The 19,902-nt window shown below is 44.9% G+C and carries 16 protein-coding genes; 10 read left to right on the top strand and 6 right to left on the bottom strand.

The genetic code is table 11. The annotated features are described in order from the left end of the window. Together L884_RS21850 and L884_RS0107175 are read left to right on the top strand one after the other, a co-directional pair. Window positions 1-1,422: efflux RND transporter periplasmic adaptor subunit (locus L884_RS21850; RefSeq protein ID WP_037410535.1), on the top strand; the 1,422-nt coding region annotated here is incomplete at its 5' end. A gap of 12 nt (window positions 1,423-1,434) precedes the next feature. Beyond that, window positions 1,435-4,575 (top strand): efflux RND transporter permease subunit, encoded by a 3,141-nt coding sequence (locus tag L884_RS0107175; protein ID WP_028766856.1) that lies wholly within the window; start codon window positions 1,435-1,437, stop codon window positions 4,573-4,575. Between the two features lie 45 nt (window positions 4,576-4,620). Here the strand turns inward: L884_RS0107175 and L884_RS0107170 are convergent, their stop codons facing one another. From L884_RS0107170 to L884_RS0107160, 3 genes are all read right to left on the bottom strand, one after another. Continuing rightward, window positions 4,621-5,403: a VOC family protein gene (locus L884_RS0107170; protein ID WP_028766855.1), complete on the bottom strand. Its 783-nt coding sequence runs from the start codon at window positions 5,401-5,403 to the stop codon at window positions 4,621-4,623. A gap of 286 nt (window positions 5,404-5,689) precedes the next feature. Continuing rightward, window positions 5,690-6,913 (bottom strand): HlyD family secretion protein, encoded by a 1,224-nt coding sequence (locus tag L884_RS0107165; RefSeq protein WP_028766854.1) that lies wholly within the window; start codon window positions 6,911-6,913, stop codon window positions 5,690-5,692. Continuing rightward, window positions 6,906-7,247, bottom strand: a complete 342-nt coding sequence (locus L884_RS0107160) for a hypothetical protein (RefSeq protein ID WP_028766853.1) — start codon at window positions 7,245-7,247, stop codon at window positions 6,906-6,908. Before L884_RS0107160 ends, L884_RS0107165 begins: the two co-directional genes overlap by 8 nt. A gap of 141 nt (window positions 7,248-7,388) precedes the next feature. Between L884_RS0107160 and L884_RS0107155 the strand changes: the two genes are divergently transcribed. Then, window positions 7,389-8,420, top strand: coding sequence for an AraC family transcriptional regulator (locus tag L884_RS0107155; protein ID WP_028766852.1), 1,032 nt, complete (start codon window positions 7,389-7,391; stop codon window positions 8,418-8,420). A 30-nt stretch (window positions 8,421-8,450) separates the two neighbouring features. Here the strand turns inward: L884_RS0107155 and mtr are convergent, their stop codons facing one another. Both mtr and plsB read right to left on the bottom strand, forming a co-directional pair. Next, window positions 8,451-9,707, bottom strand: a complete 1,257-nt coding sequence (gene mtr, locus L884_RS0107150) for a tryptophan permease (protein ID WP_028766851.1) — start codon at window positions 9,705-9,707, stop codon at window positions 8,451-8,453. Further along, on the bottom strand, window positions 9,707-12,130 hold the full coding sequence (plsB, locus tag L884_RS0107145; RefSeq protein WP_028766850.1) for a glycerol-3-phosphate 1-O-acyltransferase PlsB: 2,424 nt from the start codon (window positions 12,128-12,130) through the stop codon (window positions 9,707-9,709). Before plsB ends, mtr begins: the two co-directional genes overlap by 1 nt. A 312-nt stretch (window positions 12,131-12,442) precedes the next feature. On the opposite strand from plsB, the gene lexA reads away from it, so the two are divergent. From lexA to L884_RS0107110, 6 genes are all read left to right on the top strand, one after another. Continuing rightward, complete coding sequence (lexA, locus tag L884_RS0107140) at window positions 12,443-13,063, top strand: transcriptional repressor LexA (RefSeq protein WP_028766849.1); 621 nt, start codon at window positions 12,443-12,445, stop codon at window positions 13,061-13,063. Then, a complete protein-coding gene (locus L884_RS0107135; protein ID WP_037410519.1) occupies window positions 13,060-13,596 on the top strand; it encodes a cell division inhibitor SulA in 537 nt (178 codons plus the stop codon). The genes lexA and L884_RS0107135 overlap by 4 nt, the downstream gene beginning before the upstream one ends. A 473-nt stretch (window positions 13,597-14,069) precedes the next feature. After that, a complete protein-coding gene (gene coxB / locus L884_RS0107130; RefSeq protein ID WP_028766847.1) occupies window positions 14,070-15,635 on the top strand; it encodes a cytochrome c oxidase subunit II in 1,566 nt (521 codons plus the stop codon). Between the two features lie 9 nt (window positions 15,636-15,644). After that, a complete protein-coding gene (ctaD, locus tag L884_RS0107125) occupies window positions 15,645-17,246 on the top strand; it encodes a cytochrome c oxidase subunit I (protein WP_028766846.1) in 1,602 nt (533 codons plus the stop codon). A 2-nt stretch (window positions 17,247-17,248) separates the two neighbouring features. Next, a complete protein-coding gene (locus L884_RS0107120; RefSeq protein ID WP_028766845.1) occupies window positions 17,249-17,806 on the top strand; it encodes a cytochrome c oxidase assembly protein in 558 nt (185 codons plus the stop codon). 95 nt (window positions 17,807-17,901) lie between these two features. Next, a complete protein-coding gene (locus L884_RS0107110) occupies window positions 17,902-18,783 on the top strand; it encodes a cytochrome c oxidase subunit 3 (protein ID WP_028766844.1) in 882 nt (293 codons plus the stop codon). Between the two features lie 10 nt (window positions 18,784-18,793). On the opposite strand, the gene L884_RS0107105 is transcribed toward L884_RS0107110, so the two are convergent. Further along, window positions 18,794-19,012: a DUF2909 family protein gene (locus tag L884_RS0107105; RefSeq protein ID WP_028766843.1), complete on the bottom strand. Its 219-nt coding sequence runs from the start codon at window positions 19,010-19,012 to the stop codon at window positions 18,794-18,796. Between L884_RS0107105 and L884_RS21845 the strand changes: the two genes are divergently transcribed. Then, entirely contained in the window at window positions 19,011-19,787 is a 777-nt protein-coding gene (locus L884_RS21845) for an SURF1 family protein (protein ID WP_051435564.1), read from the top strand. The genes L884_RS0107105 and L884_RS21845 overlap by 2 nt on opposite strands. The last annotated feature ends 115 nt before the right edge of the window (window positions 19,788-19,902 follow it).

Here is a 19,902-nt window from a genome sequence, read left to right as displayed (position 1 = left end):
CCTATTGATAACGCTGCAGTAGCAAACTATTACTGCCCAATGCACCCTGAAGTAACCAGCCATGAGCCCGGTCGCTGCCCTGAGTGCAAAATGTTCTTGGTAAAAGAAGAGGAAGAGGAAACTGCTAATAATCAAGCACAAGCCCTTTCTGCTCACTCCACTGATGAACATGCAGGCCACAATCATGGCGTTCAATCAGCAAGCAGCGATACTGCGGATAGCATCTTAAGCCAACCTAAGCCGGAGCTCATGCCTACGGCTAAGAACACTGACGATGGCGGTGTCAAATACGTCTGCCCTATGCATCCACATGTGGTATCTGACGTACCAAGCTCTTGCCCAATCTGCGGCATGGATCTTGAAAAAGTGGTTGTTGGTGGTGCCGCCGAAGAAGTGGTTGTCGGCGTATCTGGGGGAATGCAACAAGCGCTAGGCATGCGCAGTGAACAAGTCAACAAAGGTACCTTATGGAAACTGGTCAAAACCATAGGCACGGTTGAGTACAATGAAAACAATATCGGCCACAATCACACCCGTGTTAACGGTTGGATCGAAACCTTAATGGTGCATAACGTCGGCCAACGGGTGAAAAAAGGCCAACTGCTTTATGAGCTGTACTCGCCAGAACTTATCAATGCACAAGACGACTACATGCAAGCCATGGACTATCTCAGCCAAGATAAAGGTCGGGGTAAAGATCTGCTGCGCAAAGCACGCTTGCGTCTAGAGTTATTAGGTGTCGACTCTGCCACCATCAAACAACTAGAGCGCACCGGCAAAACCATTTACCGAGTGCCTTTTTATGCTGAACAAGATGGCTTTGTCAGCAAGCTTACCGTACGTCATGGTATGTATGTGCAACCCGGCGACACCCTGTTTGAAATCGTCGATTTAACTAGTGTTTGGGTTATTGCTGACGTATTTGAAAATGAGCAAAGTTGGTTAGAAGTTGGTCGTCCCGTTGAAGTCACCTCTGCCGCTCAAGGCCTGTTTGATTTAGAGTCAAATATTGACTACATCTATCCGGAGCTCGATCCGGTAACCCGTGCCATGCGAGTGCGTATCAAACTTGATAACCCAGGTAAACTACTTAAGCCTGGCACCTTGGTCGATGTAAAACTGTTTGGCGGCCCTAAACGTGACGTGCTCTCAGTTCCAACTGAGGCGCTTATTTTAACCGGCCGCGAAAATCGCGTGGTTGTACAACGGGACAACAATCAGTTTGCCTCTGTACCTGTTAAAGTTGGCATGATAGCCCAAGGTAAAGCTGAAATTATTGAAGGCTTAAACCAAGGCGATAAAGTTATCGTATCGGGTCAGTTCCTACTGGATTCAGAAGCGAGTATCCAAGGCAGCTTACAACGCCTCAGCGGCAGTAACAGCAGTGATGATTCAAGCAACGATCCACACGCGCATCACTAAACGGAGGTCGTTATGTTAGCAAAAATTATTAGCGCCTCTATTAGACAGCGCGCTATGGTGTTAGTGCTCACTGCCGTGATCGCCCTAATCGGTTATCAGGCAATGCGCATGACGCCACTGGATGCATTACCCGATCTATCTGACGTACAAGTTATCGTTAAAACCTCTTATCCGGGGCAAGCGCCGCAACTTGTAGAAGATCAGATCACCTATCCACTATCAACGGCAATGCTCGCGGTTCCCGGTGCGAAAACCGTACGCGGCTTTTCGATGTTTGGTGACTCATACGTCTATATCATTTTTGAAGATGGTACCGATATATATTGGGCGCGTTCACGAGTTTTAGAGTACCTTTCGCAAACTCAAGGTCAGCTACCTGAAGGCGTCACCCCAACACTTGGGCCTGATGCTTCAGGTGTTGGTTGGGTATTCCAATATGCTTTAGTCGATCGTAAAGGCCAGCATGACTTAGCCCAGCTTCGTTCGCTACAAGACTGGTTCCTCAAGCTTGAACTGCAAAGTGTTTCAGGGGTGTCAGAGGTTGCCACAATCGGCGGCATGGAGCAGTCGTATCAGATCATTGTCGATCCCCACAAATTGGCACTGTACCAAATTGATTTGATGACGGTGAAAAATGCCCTAGATAACTCCAATAGCTCTACCGGCGGTTCAGTCATTGAGATGGCTGAAGCAGAATACATGATCACCTCAACGGGTTACCGGCAAACCTTAGCGGATTTTGAAGAGATCCCACTAGGTATAGTGTCTGAAGCTGGCACGCCAGTACTAATGAAAGATGTAGCACAGCTGCGCACAGGCCCTAGCGCACGCCGCGGTATCGCCGAGCTCAATGGCGAAGGTGAAGTCGTTGGTGGCATTGTGGTTATGCGCTACGGTGAAAACGCCCTTGCCACCATTAACAATGTAAAACAAAAACTAAGCGAAATCGAAAACGGCTTACCTGACGGTGTAGAGTTAGTGATCACTTACGATCGCTCGCAGCTGATCCTTAATTCTGTCGACAACCTCAAGCACAAGGTGCTTGAAGAGATGCTGGTTGTCGGCGTGATTTGTCTGATTTTCTTGCTGCATGCACGCTCGACACTCGTCGCGATTATCTCGCTACCGATCTCAATTTTAATCAGCTTTATTATCATGAACCTGATTGGGGTTAACGCAAACATCATGAGTTTGGGCGGGATTGCCATTGCCATAGGCGCAGTCGTCGATGCCGCAATTGTGATGGTAGAAAACACCCACAAACACTTGGAGCATTATCGTGAACAGCACAACGGCGCAACACCTACTGGAGAGGCGCACTGGGACTTAGTTCGTAAAGCATCGATTGAGGTGGGGCCGGCACTGTTTTTCAGTTTGCTGATTATCACCTTAAGTTTTGTACCCGTTTTTGCCCTAGAAGCACAAGAGGGACGGTTATTCCATCCTCTGGCCTACACTAAAACCTTTGCAATGGCAGCCAGTGCCATATTAGCAATCACCCTTATTCCGGTGTTATTAGGCTATTTTGTTCGTGGCAAAATCCCTGATGAACGTAAAAATCCAATCAGCCGTTTATTGATTGCTATTTATGAGCCGACACTACGCATGGTGCTGCGCTTCCCTAAAATCACTATCTTGTTGGCGATGGTGACGTTAGCAAGTGCTATATACCCTATGAGCAAAATGGGTAGTGAGTTTATGCCAGAGCTTGAAGAGGGGGACTTACTGTATATGCCAACGACGTTACCAAGCGTCAGTGCCGGTAAAGCCGCTGAGATTTTGCAGCAAACCGACAGGCTAATTAAGACTATTCCCGAGGTAAAACGGGTTTTCGGTAAGGTTGGTCGTGCGATGACCGCCACAGATCCGGCGCCGCTGACCATGCTCGAAACCACCATTATGCTTAATCCACGAGAGACTTGGCGTGAAGGTATGACGTTAGAGGGCATCATTGCCGAACTACAAAAAACGGTCAAAGTTCCGGGGATGACCAACGCTTGGGTGCAACCAATTAAAACCCGCATCGATATGCTGTCTACAGGCGTGCGCACGCCTGTGGGGATCAAAATATCCGGCTCAGATATCGATGAGTTACAACGCATTGGTACAGAAATAGAAGCTGTAGTCAGTAAACTCCCTGGAACGGCATCGGCATTTGCGCAGCGCACCTCTGGTGGGCGTTATATAGACATTGAGCCAGATCTTAAAAACGCAGCTCGTTATGGTATGACGCTGAAAGATATTCAAGACGTTGTGCAAATGGCGATAGGCGGCATGAAAGTTGGTCAATCGATTCAAGGGCAAGAACGCTACCCAATTAACATCCGTTATCCACGAGAACTGCGCGACAGCATCGAAAAGCTGGAAGACTTACCTGTGCTAACCAAAACCGGGAAATACTTACCTTTAGGGAATCTTGCGACCATCAGCATTAGCGACGGTGCCCCTATGCTCGCCAGTGAGAACGGTCGCCTGATCAGTTGGGTATTTGTCGATTTAAAAGATATCTCAATTGGGGAATACATCTCTACGGCAAGAGCAGCCCTTGATGAGCAAATAAACTTGCCACCACGCTATAGCTATACCTTTGCGGGTCAATATGAATATATGCAGCGGGTCGAAGCTAAGATGCAATTAGTGGTGCCTTTGATGTTAGCCGTGATTTTTATGCTACTAATGATGACTTTTAGCTCGTTCACGCAAGCCTCAGTTATCATGCTAAGCCTGCCATTTTCATTGGTCGGCAGTGCATGGTTATTGTTCTTGCTAGACTTCAACTTCTCGGTCGCGGTCTCGGTCGGAATGATCGCGCTGGCAGGAGTCGCCGCAGAGTTTGGCGTAGTCATGCAAGTTTACCTAAATAACAGCATCAAAGAGCGTAAAGAAACGGGTCAATACCATCAGCGCAGCGACTTAAAAGAGGCGCTGGTTCATGGCGCGGTTATGCGTATTCGCCCTAAAGCGATGACAGTTGCCACCATTTTCTTTGGCTTGCTGCCTATTATGTGGGGTAGCGGCACGGGTAACGAAGTGATGCAAAAAATTGCTGCACCTATGGTGGGAGGGATGGTCACAGCACCATTGCTGTCATTATTTGTGATCCCAGCTATTTACCTACTGATTTACGGTAGAAAGCTCAGCCAAGATAAGTAGGCCACTGCAAATAAAATGGGTAGCCAATTAGCTACCCATTTTTATCTACACGCCCATACGCAGCTCTATTATTGAAAACAAACCACCGTCGGGATCGTTAATCACAGCAAACCGCCCCACATTAGGTATGTCGGTTGGTGGCACGCACACCTTACCACCTAGCTCATTGACCTGCGCCGCTTTGGCGTCACAACTCTCCACAGTAAAATACAACATCCAATGCGCAGGCATATCACCCCACTCTTCAGTCATCGCCATCATGCCACCAACATCTTGGCTACCAACTTGCCATTCGGTATAGGTCATTCCTTGCATATCGCTATCGCGGTGCTGCCACCCTAATACATGGGAGTAAAATTGTTTAGCTTGTTGTGGTTGACGACAAGCTAGCTCTACCCAGCACATGGTGTGCGGCTCAGCAGCACGTTTGGCACCAATATGATTATTGGCCTGCCACAGCGCAAACCGAGCTCCTTCGGGATCTTTTATTACCGCCATACGCCCAGCCTCGCCCACCTCATGGGGGCCGATGATCACTGTGCCACCTGCGCCGGTAATATCCACCAATGCTACATCCAAGTTTTCTACAGCAAAATAGATCGTCCATTGGGTTGTTTCACCGTTTTGCGCCATCTCGTCGGGGATCTGATACATGGCTCCGATATCGTCATCAGCAATCGTCAGCATGCTATATGTGCCCTCAGGGATCGGCATATCGACAATATCCCAGCTAAATAAGCCTCGATAGAATGCTTTACTACTGGCGATATTCATTGAACCCAATTCCGCCCAACACGGCTGGCCTTGGAAGTACTGATCAACTTTCATCTCAATTACCTTTTAAACCATATTGCATTGAGTTAAGACCGAGATCGCCAAGCTGTCCAACCATAATCTTCAAATCGTAATAGCGCTTTATAAGACAACAACCATTATTGCAGCTATTCGCCTTGAATTCGTTTGCCCAAAATCGCGCAGAATAGTGCAAATTCTTATACTGTTCCGTATATAAGTAAGCAAAATAGCCACCCTGCAATCAAATACAAAAATAGCCCCAAAAGGGGCTATTTTTAAGCGGGCTCACTTGCAAGTTTGCTCGCACATTTACTGCAAACTAGATGCTGTAGAAGTAGTAGATTTGCGATTTCATTCGAATAACAATCCCGCGAATAACATCTAGGAATGCCAAGAACTCAATCGGCTTAGTGCCCGAGATCCACGCCAAACCTACCGACCCTACCGGAATGTCATAATCCGCAGACTCATTGAGCTTTAACCTAACAAAATGGTGCTTATTATTTAAGTTCTGCCCTGTGGTTTGTCGAACATTATCATCTATTGCTAACAGCCTACCTTGTGACTCCCCGGTAGCCTCTACAATTCCTTCAACCTCAGCACTAAACACTTTGCCAGGGTACACTGCGGAAGCAAACTCTGCTTGCTGGCCAACTTTAACGTTACGAATGGCCTGATGATTAACCCGCATCAACACATACTTTTCATTAGTGTACATTTGCATGCGTGGTGCCACCCCAACATACTGACCTTCTCGCATAATAAAGTTGGTTACATAGCCGTCTGCTGGTGCATATACCTTAGTGTTATCTAAGTTCCATTGTGCCTGCGCCACATTTTCATGTTCGCTATTTAAATCAGCCTGACGACTCTCTACCGCTAACCGCGATTTTTCAATATTCAGTAACGCGGTATGCTGCGCCATCTGCGCCTTTTCGATTTGCGTTACATAGGTGTTTACCTGTGCTTGAGCAAGATCAACCGCTGTTTGCTGCTCGTCCAACTGGCTTTTAGTTATGGTATCTGGCACGACACGGTTTTGTTCGATATAACGCGCTAACGTGGTTTGTTTCCACTTAAGATCTTTGTTAGCCGCATCAAGTTGATTATTGGTAATCGTTACATCTGCAACGGCGACTTCATGCTGCTTTTCAGCTAACTTAACGTCTTCGGTCGCCACAGATAAGCTCACCTCAGCGCTTTGCTGTGCCACTATCGCTTTGTTCAATGCTATTTGATAAGGCTCAGGATCTAAGTCATAAATCAACTGACCTTTGCTTACTTGCTGGTTAGGTTGAATATAAATATTGTCAACTTTACCTCTGATCTGTGAATTCGCCGGTCGCAACTGAATATGTGGTGACTGCACTAACGAGCCACCGGAAAGATCCATAGGAGTGTAGTTAAGCAGTCCAACCCAAACAAACATTAACCAACCGGTGCCACCTAAGTACGCAAAGGCTTTACTATAGGTATTCCACGGCATGCCTACTAAACGTAATAGGTAAATAAACAGTGCCCAAACTGCTAAGCCTTCAAGCATTATTAGTCTCCTCAGTAGCCGAAGCTTGGTTTACGTTGCTTTCTTTTTCACGCCAAACGTCTCTAATTCGCCGCAGTGCTTTTTCGCCATCAACAAAAGCCACCATTACAGCTATCACCCATACCCAATGCCATATAAAACCAATCCAAGTGAGCGCGGTGATCAGCCCTATTTGATGATGCTGCTCCTTATGCGCTTTATTGATTGGCATTTCATGGATCTTCCAAAAACCAAATGCCGCAGCAGCAACAGAAAGCACCATGACCACAGTGGCCACACCATGCAGAGCTGTGTCTACACTTGAATCCACGAACGGCATACTGAATAAACTCATAGGTTGCGACCTCGAAAATTACTATGGGGAGCGCTAGTCTGCCTTGAAGTTGATTTAGAACAAGAGCAAATACACTTATGTATCATATAGGCGTCATTTATGATTCAATTAGGTATGTTGAAATAGAGAGGAATTCGGCCTATGTTGCTCAATACTGCTTTTATACGTTCTTGCTATGTTGCACCTATTTTCGCAGGCATTGACGCGAAGTATGGCATTAGTATCGATGATCTCGAGATCCCTGAACTACTGATCCAAGACGGCATGATGCTCATTCCATTCACTGAAGTATCACAATGGTTTGAGCGAATCGAACAGCTAACTGGTGATGCTGATTTTATGGTGAAAATTGCACAGCATCTAACCTTGGCTAGATTAGAGATCCCAGGGAACTGGTTTTTAAGTGCTCCCGATTTAGCTATCTCTTTTAGACGGATTAATCATGGGGTCAATTGCTTTCAATCTGGAGCCAGTTACTATGCCCAGCAGTCAGGTAAAATTTTGAAGTGGTGTTACAGCAATGATTTTGCCATAGGTAAAGCACGCTCGCATGATTCGCTTAGAGTTGCATTTACCCTGTTTAACGCCATCAAACATTATGTTGGCAATGAACACAACCTACTCAAAGTCAGACTAAGCGGCGCGCCTATTCAGCAACAAGAAACCGAAAAGTTATTTGGCTGTCCAGTGGTATGGAACGCGCCTCAAACTGAGATCTGGCTGAGTATTGATGACTTATTGATGGCAACAGATGATTACACGTATGAACCTGAACCGCTAACAGCTTCAATACCGGCATCACAGCTAGAAAAGTTTTTAAATATTCCCCAGCCTACCGATACGCCCAAAGTACTCTACGAAATGGTGAACTATTCACGCTACTACGGATTACCAAACGTAGACAAAGTAGCTGCTCTATTTGGGATCTCACGACAACAGCTGCAAAGACGATTGCAAAAGCTCGGCTTCACCTTCACCTACCTTTCTGGGTATATTCTTTGTAATCAGGCGATTAAGTATATGCTGGAAGGGAAAAGCCTCGATGAAATCGCGCTGCTTTTAGGTTATAGCAATAGCCATAGCTTTAGTCGCTCGTTTACCCGTTTTCGCAGGCAAACCCCGACTCAATATCTTGCCAAGCTTAACCTTAAAAGCAAAAAGCCTCTTTTATAAGAGGCTTTTATCACAAACAGAACTGCAAACCTAACCGTAAACAGGCAGTATTTTTGCCATTGCGAGTAAATGGCAAGCGCCTGTTAGCAAACCAAACAAAATCACAATTGCAATTAATGGTGTACCGCCTGGCACTCTAAAACTATCGCTATTAGCAAACATCTGACGCGACTTATACGCCATCATAGCTGGTACGATTGCCGCCCAGATAGTCGCAGCTAATGCAGCAAAACCAATCGCAATTAAGAAGCCGTTAGGGAACAAAATCCCAAGCACTGTGGGTGGAATGAAAGTCACTGCAGCCGTTTTAAAACGACCAGAACGTGACTCATCAAAGCCAAATAGGTCAGCTAAGTAATCGAATAAACCTAAGGTAACCCCTAAGAACGATGAAGCAACGGCTAGGTTAGCAAATAGGGTCAACATGGTATTGAGCCATGAACTTGCCATCACATCAGACAAGGCACCCACTAACACGCCCATATTACCGCCCTGAGCAATAATATCGATAAATTGACTACGTGGGATATTGCCCATAGTTGCAACTAACCAGCAACTATAGATAACAAGAGCAATAAAAGTACCAATAAACAATGCCTTAATAATTGTCTTTGGCTCTTTACCGTAATACTTTACTAAACTCGGCACGTTACCGTGATAACCAAAACTTGCCAAGCCAAATGGCAAAGCAGCCAATAAATACGGTGCATAGCTTGGCTCACCATCAGGCATAAATAGCTTAGTGGTATCGATATCAATTAACAGATTACCGACAGCAAGGAAGAAAGTGATAATCATACCGCCAAGCATCACGGTAGTAATTCTATCTACCGCCTTAGTGCTAATCACCACAATGGCTGCAAGCACACCGGCAAACACTAAGCCTGCAATGCTCTGAGGTAGATTAATCCCTAAGCCTTCTAGACTGTGATTGACAATTGAGCCACCGCCACTGATATAAGCATAAGTCAAAATATACAGCACGAAGGTAATCGATAAGCCGTTCACTAAGCGCCAAAACTGACCTAATGTTTCTTTAGTTAACGTATCGAAACTAGCACCAGGCTCAAAATGTAAATTGGTTTCAAGCAGCATTAAGCCCGAAACCAACATACAAAACCAAATTGCAGCCAGCATTAGCATTGAATAACCAAACCACATACCAGCACCAACAACAGGCAACGAGAACATCCCCGCTCCCACAGTTGTACCAGCAATGATCATCGCACCGCCTAATAGCGACTTACCTGCAGCTTTGTTTTTCGCTGCATTCATATGATTTGCCATTAAGCTTTTTGCTCCGCATGAACACTATCGACGATAGTTTGTCTTACTGACGAGCGTAACAACAAGTTGGCTCTTTCTTTAATTCGTTTGATATCTGCACACCCTTCGCTATCAACTAGGTAACCTAGTTCTTTTAATTTAACACTCAGCGTAGCGTATAGCTTCTTGTCGTAAAACTCTGGTGCAGTAATACCGTGAAGCGCGCCCAATCTTTGCGCTAGACGGTGACTATCTTTCTCTAACTCTGAGCGTTCAATATTTGGATTAACTTCTAGCAAGTTAAACAAAATCGCATAACGCTGCATCGTTTCACTAATCGTGCCCGATAACAGTAATAATTGATTAATATTGTTATCAACAACTTCAAAGTGCTCAGCTTCAACCACTAAACCTTGAGCGACAAATATATCTAAGATCTTGCTAGTGTATTCGGCAGGATCATCTATCCCCATGAATAACTCTGCTTCAAGCAATGGATAAAAATCATTCACAATACTGATCACATCTTCACGACTGCAGCTTTCTTTGCGTAGTAAACAAGCCGCTATCAAAGATGGTAATACCATTAAGTGTATGATGTTATTGCGATAGTAAGTCATGGTGATGGCAATACTTGGATCGATAGAGATAATATCGCCTAATGGATCACTTTCAATCTGTAACTTTTTAAGCTCTAAACCTTGCGAAACTAAATCGTGGCCAGTCCCTTCTGGCACAGAAGTGTAACTGGTATAAGGCTGCTCTTTTAAAATGGTTAAGTACAGATCTAGCTGTTTATCAAGCTGAGTTCGCTCTAACGCATTTTGTTCTGATGCCAATAACACCATGCTAGTTAACGTTACAGAACTCACCGCCGCGGCATCGTTAATATTGGTCATAACCTTATTCGCAAGATTATTCACAACAGGTGTTAACCAGCTTGGCTTAGCGTCAGGTTCATTTGCCAACTCTTCGCGCCAATTTGGTGCTTGCTCATTAAGGAAACTATGCAGGGTGATTGGCTCACCAAAGTTAACATAACCTTGGCCAAAGTTACCCAACTTACGGATAGCACCAAATACTTGCCAAACAGACTCTTTCTTTTTCTTCTTACCACTTAGCTCTTTATGATAGGTCGCCACTTCCATTACGTGGTCGTAACCCAAATATACCGGTACTAAGGTGACTGGACGCTCAACACCGCGCAGAACACTGTTCAAGGTCATAGCTAACATACCCGTCTTCGGTGCTAACAAACGCCCGGTGCGAGAACGACCGCCTTCAGTGAAGTACTCCACTGAATAACCTTTGGTAAATAACTGATCTAAATATTCACGGAACACGGCTGTATAAAGTTTATTACCACCAAAACTACGACGAATAAAGAATGCACCGCCACGGCGGAATGCCGGGCCTGCAGGCCAGAAGTTAAGGTTAATCCCCGCCGCAATATGTGGCGGCACCATGCCTTGATAATAAAGAATGTAAGACAATAACAGGTAGTCCATGTGACTACGATGGCATGGAACATAAACAATTTCATGGCCGTCATGATGCAACTGTCTAATCTGCTCAGCACCTTTGATATTGATGCCTTTGTACAGTTTATTCCAAAGCCATGTTAAGAAACGCTCAGCAATACGCACTAAGCTATCAGAGTAATCGGCTGCGATTTCATCTAAGTACTCCATCGCTTTCGCGCGAGCTTCCGACTCAGAAATCTTCTTGCTTGCCGCTTCTTCTTTAATAGCCTTGGTAATAGAGTCAGATTTAAGTAACGAATGGAATAAAGCTTGGCGTTTAGGTAGCTGTGGTCCCGTCATCACCTTACGCTGACGCTGGAAATGCACTCTTGCGACACGAGCAAGTTTTTGCGCGATACGTTTATCAGTACCGTGCTCATCGGCCATATAGCGCAATGACACAGCATTAGAGAACTGTACAAAGTTATGACGACCTAAAAACAAAATCATCAAGCACTTACGTAACCAAGTTGGGTTTTGGCGCTCCAGTACTGCAGCGCGCATAGTGTCATCCTCTTTACCTGGAGTACGCCCCCAGTAAAGACTAACCGGCACCAATTGAATATCTAATTCGCGATTTTGCTTATGCACACTAAGTAAACGCTTGAAGCAATCAAGATAAGGCTCACCACCTTCGCGCTGACCAAATAACGGCTTGCTCCCCTCTAAACAAACAACTCTAGGTGCTTTAATACCATTAACTTCTAGATCTTCATAAGGACTCGGTAACCCTAGCTTAGTTGTCATTTCGCTTAATGCAGCAATGTCACTGACAGACTCAGTTTTCATTACGTAAGCTAGCGGTTTACTCGGATCAAGATTGAGATCCTCAAATGGATCGTGAGGCACCACAATCGTGTGCACTAATTTGCGCTGTATCCAGCGTAAAGATTTAAACCAAAGAGAGTCTTGTTTGGACATGTTTATATGCAATGTTAGTCGCTTCTAATAAGGCGCTAGAATACCAGAAATTTAAACGCTTTGCGCTATTCTATTGCAGCGAGCCACAATCATAGCTGTCTACATATAGAACAATAACTTACAGCGTTATAACGCGATAAATCTATTATTCACTAGGATTAAATTACCTTCATATCAGTTTAATCTTCAATATTAATCTCGACACTAATAAATTCAGATTTAACTTATATTTACAATATAGCTGGTTAATACTTGCACTCACAGAAATACTGTATATACTGACAGGTACTGTATAGAAAGACAGGGTTAACCATGAGACCACTTACACCACGCCAAGCTGAAATTTTAGAGCTAATTAAACGCAATATTGCTGACACTGGCATGCCACCTACCCGTGCCGAGATCGCAAGACGTTTAGGCTTTAAATCTGCCAACGCTGCCGAAGAGCACTTAAAAGCACTGGCTAAGAAAGGCTGTATTGAAATCATGCCGGGCACTTCTCGCGGTATAAAGTTAACCCAAGAAGAGACTGAAGAAGCCGAATTAGGTTTACCGCTTATTGGTCAAGTCGCCGCAGGTGAACCCATTTTGGCGCAAGAGCATGTTGAACAGCACTACCAAGTTGACCCAGCTATGTTCCGCCCTGCTGCTGACTTTCTATTGAGAGTTCGCGGTGACAGTATGAAGAACATCGGTATTCTTGAAGGTGACTTACTCGCCGTACACAAGGTTGAGCAAGCACGAAATGGACAAGTCGTTGTCGCCCGAGTTGAAGATGACGTTACCGTTAAGCGTTTTGAGAAAAAGGGTAATAAAGTTTTCTTACATGCAGAAAATGAAGATTACTCACCTATTGAGGTAGATCTCGCAAACCAGAGCCTAAGTATTGAAGGGCTAGCCGTAGGCGTGATCCGTAACGGAGATTGGCAATGAACAAACTAATTGGCACGAGCCCGCGTCACCCTGGACTTTGGCAAGATCTGCCATCGACTACCATGGCAAACAACACGATAAATGATATCACCACCATGAGCAGCCAAACTCAAGGTCGTGACGAGCTAAAACAGATTAGCACTCAGTTGTCGCAGTTAAGTCAACAGGGGCGCTGGATCGTACTAATTAGCCCGCCTAATATCGGTTATAAGCAAATGCTTGCAGCAGCAGGTGTACGCATGGACAGAATTTTATTAGTCCATGCCAAAGACGAAGTAGAAACATTGTGGGCCATGGAAAAGGCACTGATGAGTGGTACTTCCAGTGCCGTTATCACTTGGACTTCAGCGTTAGATGCCCGTGATAGTAGACGCTTACAAATTGTCGCTAAAAGTGCTCGCGCTGCAGGAATAATTATTGAAAACACCACTGACAATAACCATGAAAATGTAAATGGTCACTTACCAAGCAGCGCAATTAACATACAGGATAATGCTTTTTCACAAGCGTCACTGTTTGGAGGCATTCACTAGTCATTATTAGTGGCTGTTATGCTAATTCATTCTTTCTAGTACAGAAATATTGCTATAAAAAAGCTCTCGCATGAGAGCTTTTTTATTTCCCCCTTTCGGCAAATCATTTGAAAAGTGATCTTGATCAATATTTAAACACCAAGTAGTGTTAGAGCTATAACAACGATATTTTGTTATATCCGAACGATTTAGTAGTCAGTCTTTATTGATGGGTAACTGTTACCTGTAACAGCTTATATAGACTGAAGTCGGCCTGATATATTTCAGCCGTAAGTGCCAATGTGGTGACACTAACCAGTAACCAATACTGAATAAACAATAGTCGATTCCGTAACTCAAATCGTTATCGAGAAATTGACATACCACTCGCGCACTTTGAAGTCATCGTTGCTTTTTTGGGAACTGAAGAGTTTACATAGAGCAGAGACTTACTGTGTGACTCTTCTTTGTCTTGTTGACAGAGGAGAAGTCTAGTGAAGCAATTGTTGTATTGTGTGCTGGTGTTATTATTTTCACCCGCGCTTGTTGCATCAGAGATGCCACTTAACATGACGCAAGGTGTGACTGATATTAGTGAGCAGGTTTATAACCTGCACATGATTATCTTGTACATCTGTTGTGCTATTGGTGTCGTCGTATTTGGCGTAATGATTTACGCCATGATTAACCATCGCAAATCCAAAGGCGCAGTCGCCGCCAATTTTCATGAAAGTACCAAAGTTGAGATCCTGTGGACGGTCGTGCCATTTCTTATTCTTATCGGTATGGCAATTCCTGCTACCAAGACCTTAATCGCAATGGAAGATCCAAGTAATGCGGATCTCACCATCAAGGTAACAGGCTCACAATGGAAGTGGCATTACAGCTATTTTGATAAAGACATTGAATTTTTCAGCCTACTGTCGACGCCTAGAGAGCAAATAGATGGCCAACAAGCTAAAGGCGAACACTATCTACTTGAGGTAGATAAACCACTGGTTTTGCCGATTAATCGTAAAGTACGCTTTTTAATGACATCTGATGATGTGATCCACTCTTGGTGGGTACCTGCATTTGCGGTTAAAAAAGATGCTAACCCCGGATTTATTAACGAAGCTTGGACTAAAATTGATAAGCCGGGTGTATACCGTGGCCAATGTGCGGAACTTTGCGGAAAAGACCATGGCTTTATGCCAATTGTGGTTGAAGCACTATCAGAAGAAGATTTTGATGCTTGGTTAGTTGCACAACAGTTAGAGGCAAGCAAAGCCGAAGCAGAAGCCCAAGCAGCACTATCAAAAACGCTCACCATGGATGAGCTAATGACTCAAGGTGAACAAGTGTATTTAGCCCGCTGCGCGGCTTGTCACCAACCTAATGGCGCAGGTCTACCAGGCGTATTCCCATCACTCATTGGCAGTCCATTAATTAAAGGGCCTGTCGCTGGCCATATTGATATTGTCGTTAACGGCAAGCCCGGTACTGCCATGCAGGCATTTTCACAACAGCTTACTGCAACTGAAATAGCAGCAGTAGTGACCTATGAGCGTAACGCTTGGGGTAATGACTCTGGTGATGCTGTACAAGCGGCAGATATCAACAGTAATGCCGCCTCAGACTCTGACGCTAATTCAAATAACAGTGCAGCCACCGATAACAGCACAAGCACAGCAACTACTTTGCCTGCAACGCTTCCTGCGACCGAGCAAACCGAAGCTGTCATCAAACCTGCCGTCGTATTAGATGACTTAACTATGGATGAATTAATGACCATGGGCGAGAAAGTCTATATGACCAGCTGCGCCGCTTGCCATCAGGCAACTGGAACCGGCTTACCACCAGCATTCCCTTCACTCGTTGGCAGCCCAATAATCAAAGGACCTGTGACCGATCACCTTGAGATGGTGATTAACGGTAAACCTGGCACTGCTATGCAGGCTTTTGGTCAACAGCTAACGCCACAAGAGATTGCAGCGGTGATTACCTTTGAGCGCAATGCTTGGGGCAATAACTCTGGCGATGCTGTACAAGCAACCGATGTTGATGGTCACGGAAAGTAGGGGGTTAACATGAGCACAATGACACAAGATCCATCTATCGCTCAAAATGACCATGATGACCATCATCATGGTGCGCCGAAAGGCCTAATGCGCTGGGTTTTAACCACTAACCATAAAGATATTGGTACGCTGTATTTATGGTTTAGTTTTATTATGTTTTTAACTGGTGGCGCCATGGCTATGGTGATCCGCGCCGAGTTATTTCAACCGGGATTACAACTTGTAGAGCCCAACTTTTTTAACCAAATGACCACAGTCCATGGCTTAATCATGGTATTTGGCGCTGTAATGCCGGCCTTTACCGGCTTAGCGAACTGGTTAATTCCTATGATGATTGGCGCACCAGATATGGCGCTACCACGTATGAATAACTGGAGCTTTTGGATTTTACCTTTTGCTTTTTCAATCTTACTAAGCTCACTGTTTATGGAAGGTGGCGGACCTAACTTTGGTTGGACCTTCTATGCGCCACTGTCGACAACCTATAGCCCTGATAGTACGGCTCTGTTTGTGTTTGCTGTCCACATTATGGGTATAAGCTCGATTATGGGGGCGATTAACGTTGTAGTGACTATCGTCAATATGCGCGCACCGGGCATGACATGGATGAAACTTCCGCTGTTTGTTTGGACTTGGCTGATTACCGCATTTTTATTAATTGCGGTAATGCCTGTGCTTGCGGGTGTAGTCACTATGGTGCTTACCGATAAGTACTTTGCCACCAGCTTCTTTGATGCAGCCGGTGGTGGTGATCCTGTGATGTTCCAGCATATTTTCTGGTTCTTCGGCCACCCTGAAGTCTACATTATGATTTTACCGTCATTCGGTATCATCTCTGCGATTGTACCGGCCTTTAGCCGAAAACCATTATTCGGCTATGCGTCAATGGTTTATGCCACAGCAAGTATCGCCATTTTATCCTTTCTAGTATGGGCTCACCATATGTTTACCACGGGGATGCCGGTATTTGCAGAGCTGTTCTTTATGTACTGCACCATGCTAATTGCCGTTCCAACTGGCGTTAAAGTCTTTAACTGGGTAGCAACCATGTGGCGTGGCTCAATTACCTTTGAAACCCCTATGCTATTTGCCGTGGCATTCATTATTTTATTTACCATAGGTGGCTTCTCCGGCTTGATGCTAGCGATTACTCCGGCTGATTTCCAATACCATGATACCTACTTTGTCGTGGCACATTTCCACTATGTATTAGTGAGTGGTGCTATCTTCTCGATTATGGCCGCAGCATACTACTGGCTGCCCAAATGGACAGGCCATATGTATAGCGAGACCCTTGGCCGCTGGCATTTTTGGTGTTCGGTAATTTCAGTCAATGTTCTATTCTTCCCGATGCATTTCCTTGGGCTTGCTGGTATGCCTAGACGTATACCTGACTATGCTATCCAATTTGCCGATGTAAACCAGATTGTCTCTATTGGCGGGTTTGCCTTTGGCTTATCACAACTGATTTTCTTAGCTGTGGTGATCAAATGTATTCGAGGTGGCGAAAAGGCACCGGACAAGCCTTGGGAAGGGGCTGAAGGTCTTGAATGGACAATTGCCAGTCCTGCGCCGTATCACTCATTTACAACACCACCTGAGGTGAAGTAAAGATGACTGAGCTTAAGCGCAAATCCAACAAACAACTGATCATACTGCTTTTCGCGAGCGCTGTAGGCATGTTCGGCTTTGGGTTTGCGCTTGTGCCTTTGTACGACGTACTTTGCGATGCTTTAGGGATCAATGGCAAAACCCAAAGCACTGCAAGTACCTATCAACCGGTAACTATAGACAAAAACAGAACCATTACAGTGGAGTTCTTATCGCAAGTTCAAAGCGATATGCCTTGGACGTTCACCCCACAAGTCAATACCATGCAAGTACACCCCGGTGAGCTAATCCGTACTCACTTTGTAGCAAGTAACTTGTCGGCAAACTACCTTGTGGGTCAAGCGATCCCTTCTGTATCACCGGGCCAAGGCGCGGCCTATTTTAATAAAACTGAATGCTTTTGTTTTAATCAGCAAGCGTTAAAGGCAAATGCCCAAGCAGATCTTCCACTGATATTTTTTGTGGATCCTGAATTACCGGATTCAATTTCAACCTTGACCCTCTCTTACACCCTCTTCAACATCACCGACAAAGGTTATGTCGAAAATGTTGCTGAGTAGGAGCTGCAAGATGATAAATGAATATAACCAACCAAATGATATAGACCTAAAAAGCTCTGTTGTTTTCACAAACGTTGGTGCGCAGGAGCGACAACATGACAACTGAAAATAAACATGAAAATTACTATGTACCCGAGCAAAGTGCGTGGCCAATAATAGGTGCTATTGGCCTGTTTCTAATTGCATTTGGTGCAGGCAGTTACGTTTCCGAACTCAATAGCCAACAAGGCAGCGGTGGCATCATTTTGCTCGCTGGTATTGCGGTGATTATCTTTATGATTTTCGGCTGGTTTAGAGCGGTTATTGCCGAATCGATGGCTGGGCTTTATTCCAAGCAGATGGACCGTTCGTTTAGGCAAGGCATGAGTTGGTTTATCTTTTCTGAGGTCATGTTCTTTGCGGCATTTTTCGGCGCACTATTTTATGCCCGTATGATTGCTGTGCCTTGGTTAGGTGGTGCATCAAATAATGCTATGACCAATGAAGTGCTATGGCCAACCTTTGAAGCTGTATGGCCACTGGTAACCACGCCCGATGGCACCACCACACAAGCAATGGGCTGGATGGGCTTACCGCTATATAACACACTGATCCTACTCACCTCCTCCGTGACGCTGCACTTTGCCCATGTCGGATTAGAAAAGAATAAGCGCAAAGCTCTCACAGTATGGTTGGGGCTAACAATTATACTGGGGATCGCCTTTTTAGCATTGCAGGTAGAAGAGTATATGCATGCTTACCAAGAGATGGGGCTCACCTTAGATGCGGGGATCTACGGCAATACCTTTTTCTTGTTAACCGGTTTTCACGGTATGCACGTTACTTTAGGCACCGTATTTTTAATTGTATTGTTTTTCAGAGTGTTAAAAGGTCACTTCACCCCAGAAAAACATTTTGCTTTTCAAGCTGGGGCTTGGTACTGGCATTTTGTTGATGTGGTATGGCTGTGTCTATTTATCTTTGTGTACGTGCTTTAAAAGCATCTCGCTAGTAGGGTCTGGAGTTAGGTGTAATGACTCCAGATCCAAGTGCAGCGACCAGTAATAACACCACCAGCACCGAAAATAGCACTCGACGACCTAAGTATTGACTCATTGGGGCATCACCTTGCCCTTTCACCATAATGAATAATGCACGCGCTAAATTAAATAGTATGAATAGCAGTAATAGTACTAAAACGACTTTAAAGATAAGCAAAACCGACATGGCGCTCCCTCGCGTTAAGATTAAACTTGCTTGGTTATTTATTGTACTTATTACTGTGATAGTGTTTTCCACTTTGGTCAAGCTAGGTTTTTGGCAACTTGAAAGAGCACAGTTCAAAGCCCAATGGCAACAAGAACTTAATAATAGGCAGTCTTCGTCGGTACTTAGTTACGATGAACTATTAAAGCTCGCTACTGATGAGCCTGCGACCGGCTTTAAATTACAGGTAATGGTAACCCCGCAATCAGAGCAAATATTTTTGCTCGATAATCAGATCTATAACGGTCAAGTTGGCTACCTTGCTTATCAAGCATTAACCGTAAATGAAAACACACCTTGGCTGTTGGTTGAGCTTGGCTTTATTGCCGCGAGTTTAGACCGCTCGCAGCTGCCTGAAGTACAAACAATAATGCAGCCACTGTTGCTACAAGGACGAGTCTACCAAAAGCAACTCAACCCCATGAGCTCTGAGTTAATGGCCGAAGAGGGCCAGCCTACACGCATACAAAACCTTAATTTGCCGCAACTAGCGCAACTAGTCGGTCAGCCTTTAGCACCTGCTGTATTACAACCAAACAATTTGAATAATCCCTACCCTCACCCTTGGCAGCCCATTCCATTGGCATCACAAAAACACCATGGCTACGCAGTGCAGTGGTTTTCAATGGCATTGGTATTTGCTGTCTTGATGGGTTATTTGGTATTGCGAAAGCTAAAAAAAACAGAAACAGAACATAGTCATAAGCCTATTGCCAACAATAGTGAGACACTGTAGGTTAGAAATTAAGCGACCTAGCCGTTCCGGGAAGCTCGATGTTAATCAATCATTTTGATGCATAGCAATCTCTATAAGTTAACCGTCAACAAAGTTGATGATTGAACGAAAAGAG

This window comes from Shewanella fidelis ATCC BAA-318 (assembly GCF_000518605.1).
GTDB lineage: Bacteria > Pseudomonadota > Gammaproteobacteria > Enterobacterales > Shewanellaceae > Shewanella > Shewanella fidelis.
This window is presented reverse-complemented; position numbering and strand designations above follow the sequence as displayed.

Bases quoted from the DNA above. Each gene is read 5' to 3' on its own strand.
- lexA (WP_028766849.1), top strand. From the start codon at position 12,443: ATGAGACCACTTACACCACGCCAAGCTGAAATTTTAGAGCTAATTAAA.
- plsB (WP_028766850.1), bottom strand. From the start codon at position 12,130: ATGTCCAAACAAGACTCTCTTTGGTTTAAATCTTTACGCTGGATACAG.
- L884_RS0107165 (WP_028766854.1), bottom strand. From the start codon at position 6,913: ATGCTTGAAGGCTTAGCAGTTTGGGCACTGTTTATTTACCTATTACGT.
- L884_RS0107110 (WP_028766844.1), top strand. From the start codon at position 17,902: ATGACAACTGAAAATAAACATGAAAATTACTATGTACCCGAGCAAAGT.
- L884_RS21845 (WP_051435564.1), top strand. From the start codon at position 19,011: ATGGCGCTCCCTCGCGTTAAGATTAAACTTGCTTGGTTATTTATTGTA.
- L884_RS0107135 (WP_037410519.1), top strand. From the start codon at position 13,060: ATGAACAAACTAATTGGCACGAGCCCGCGTCACCCTGGACTTTGGCAA.
- L884_RS0107120 (WP_028766845.1), top strand. From the start codon at position 17,249: ATGACTGAGCTTAAGCGCAAATCCAACAAACAACTGATCATACTGCTT.
- ctaD (WP_028766846.1), top strand. From the start codon at position 15,645: ATGAGCACAATGACACAAGATCCATCTATCGCTCAAAATGACCATGAT.
- L884_RS0107175 (WP_028766856.1), top strand. From the start codon at position 1,435: ATGTTAGCAAAAATTATTAGCGCCTCTATTAGACAGCGCGCTATGGTG.
- L884_RS0107105 (WP_028766843.1), bottom strand. From the start codon at position 19,012: ATGTCGGTTTTGCTTATCTTTAAAGTCGTTTTAGTACTATTACTGCTA.
- mtr (WP_028766851.1), bottom strand. From the start codon at position 9,707: ATGGCAAATCATATGAATGCAGCGAAAAACAAAGCTGCAGGTAAGTCG.
- L884_RS0107170 (WP_028766855.1), bottom strand. From the start codon at position 5,403: ATGAAAGTTGATCAGTACTTCCAAGGCCAGCCGTGTTGGGCGGAATTG.
- L884_RS0107160 (WP_028766853.1), bottom strand. From the start codon at position 7,247: ATGAGTTTATTCAGTATGCCGTTCGTGGATTCAAGTGTAGACACAGCT.
- L884_RS0107155 (WP_028766852.1), top strand. From the start codon at position 7,389: ATGTTGCTCAATACTGCTTTTATACGTTCTTGCTATGTTGCACCTATT.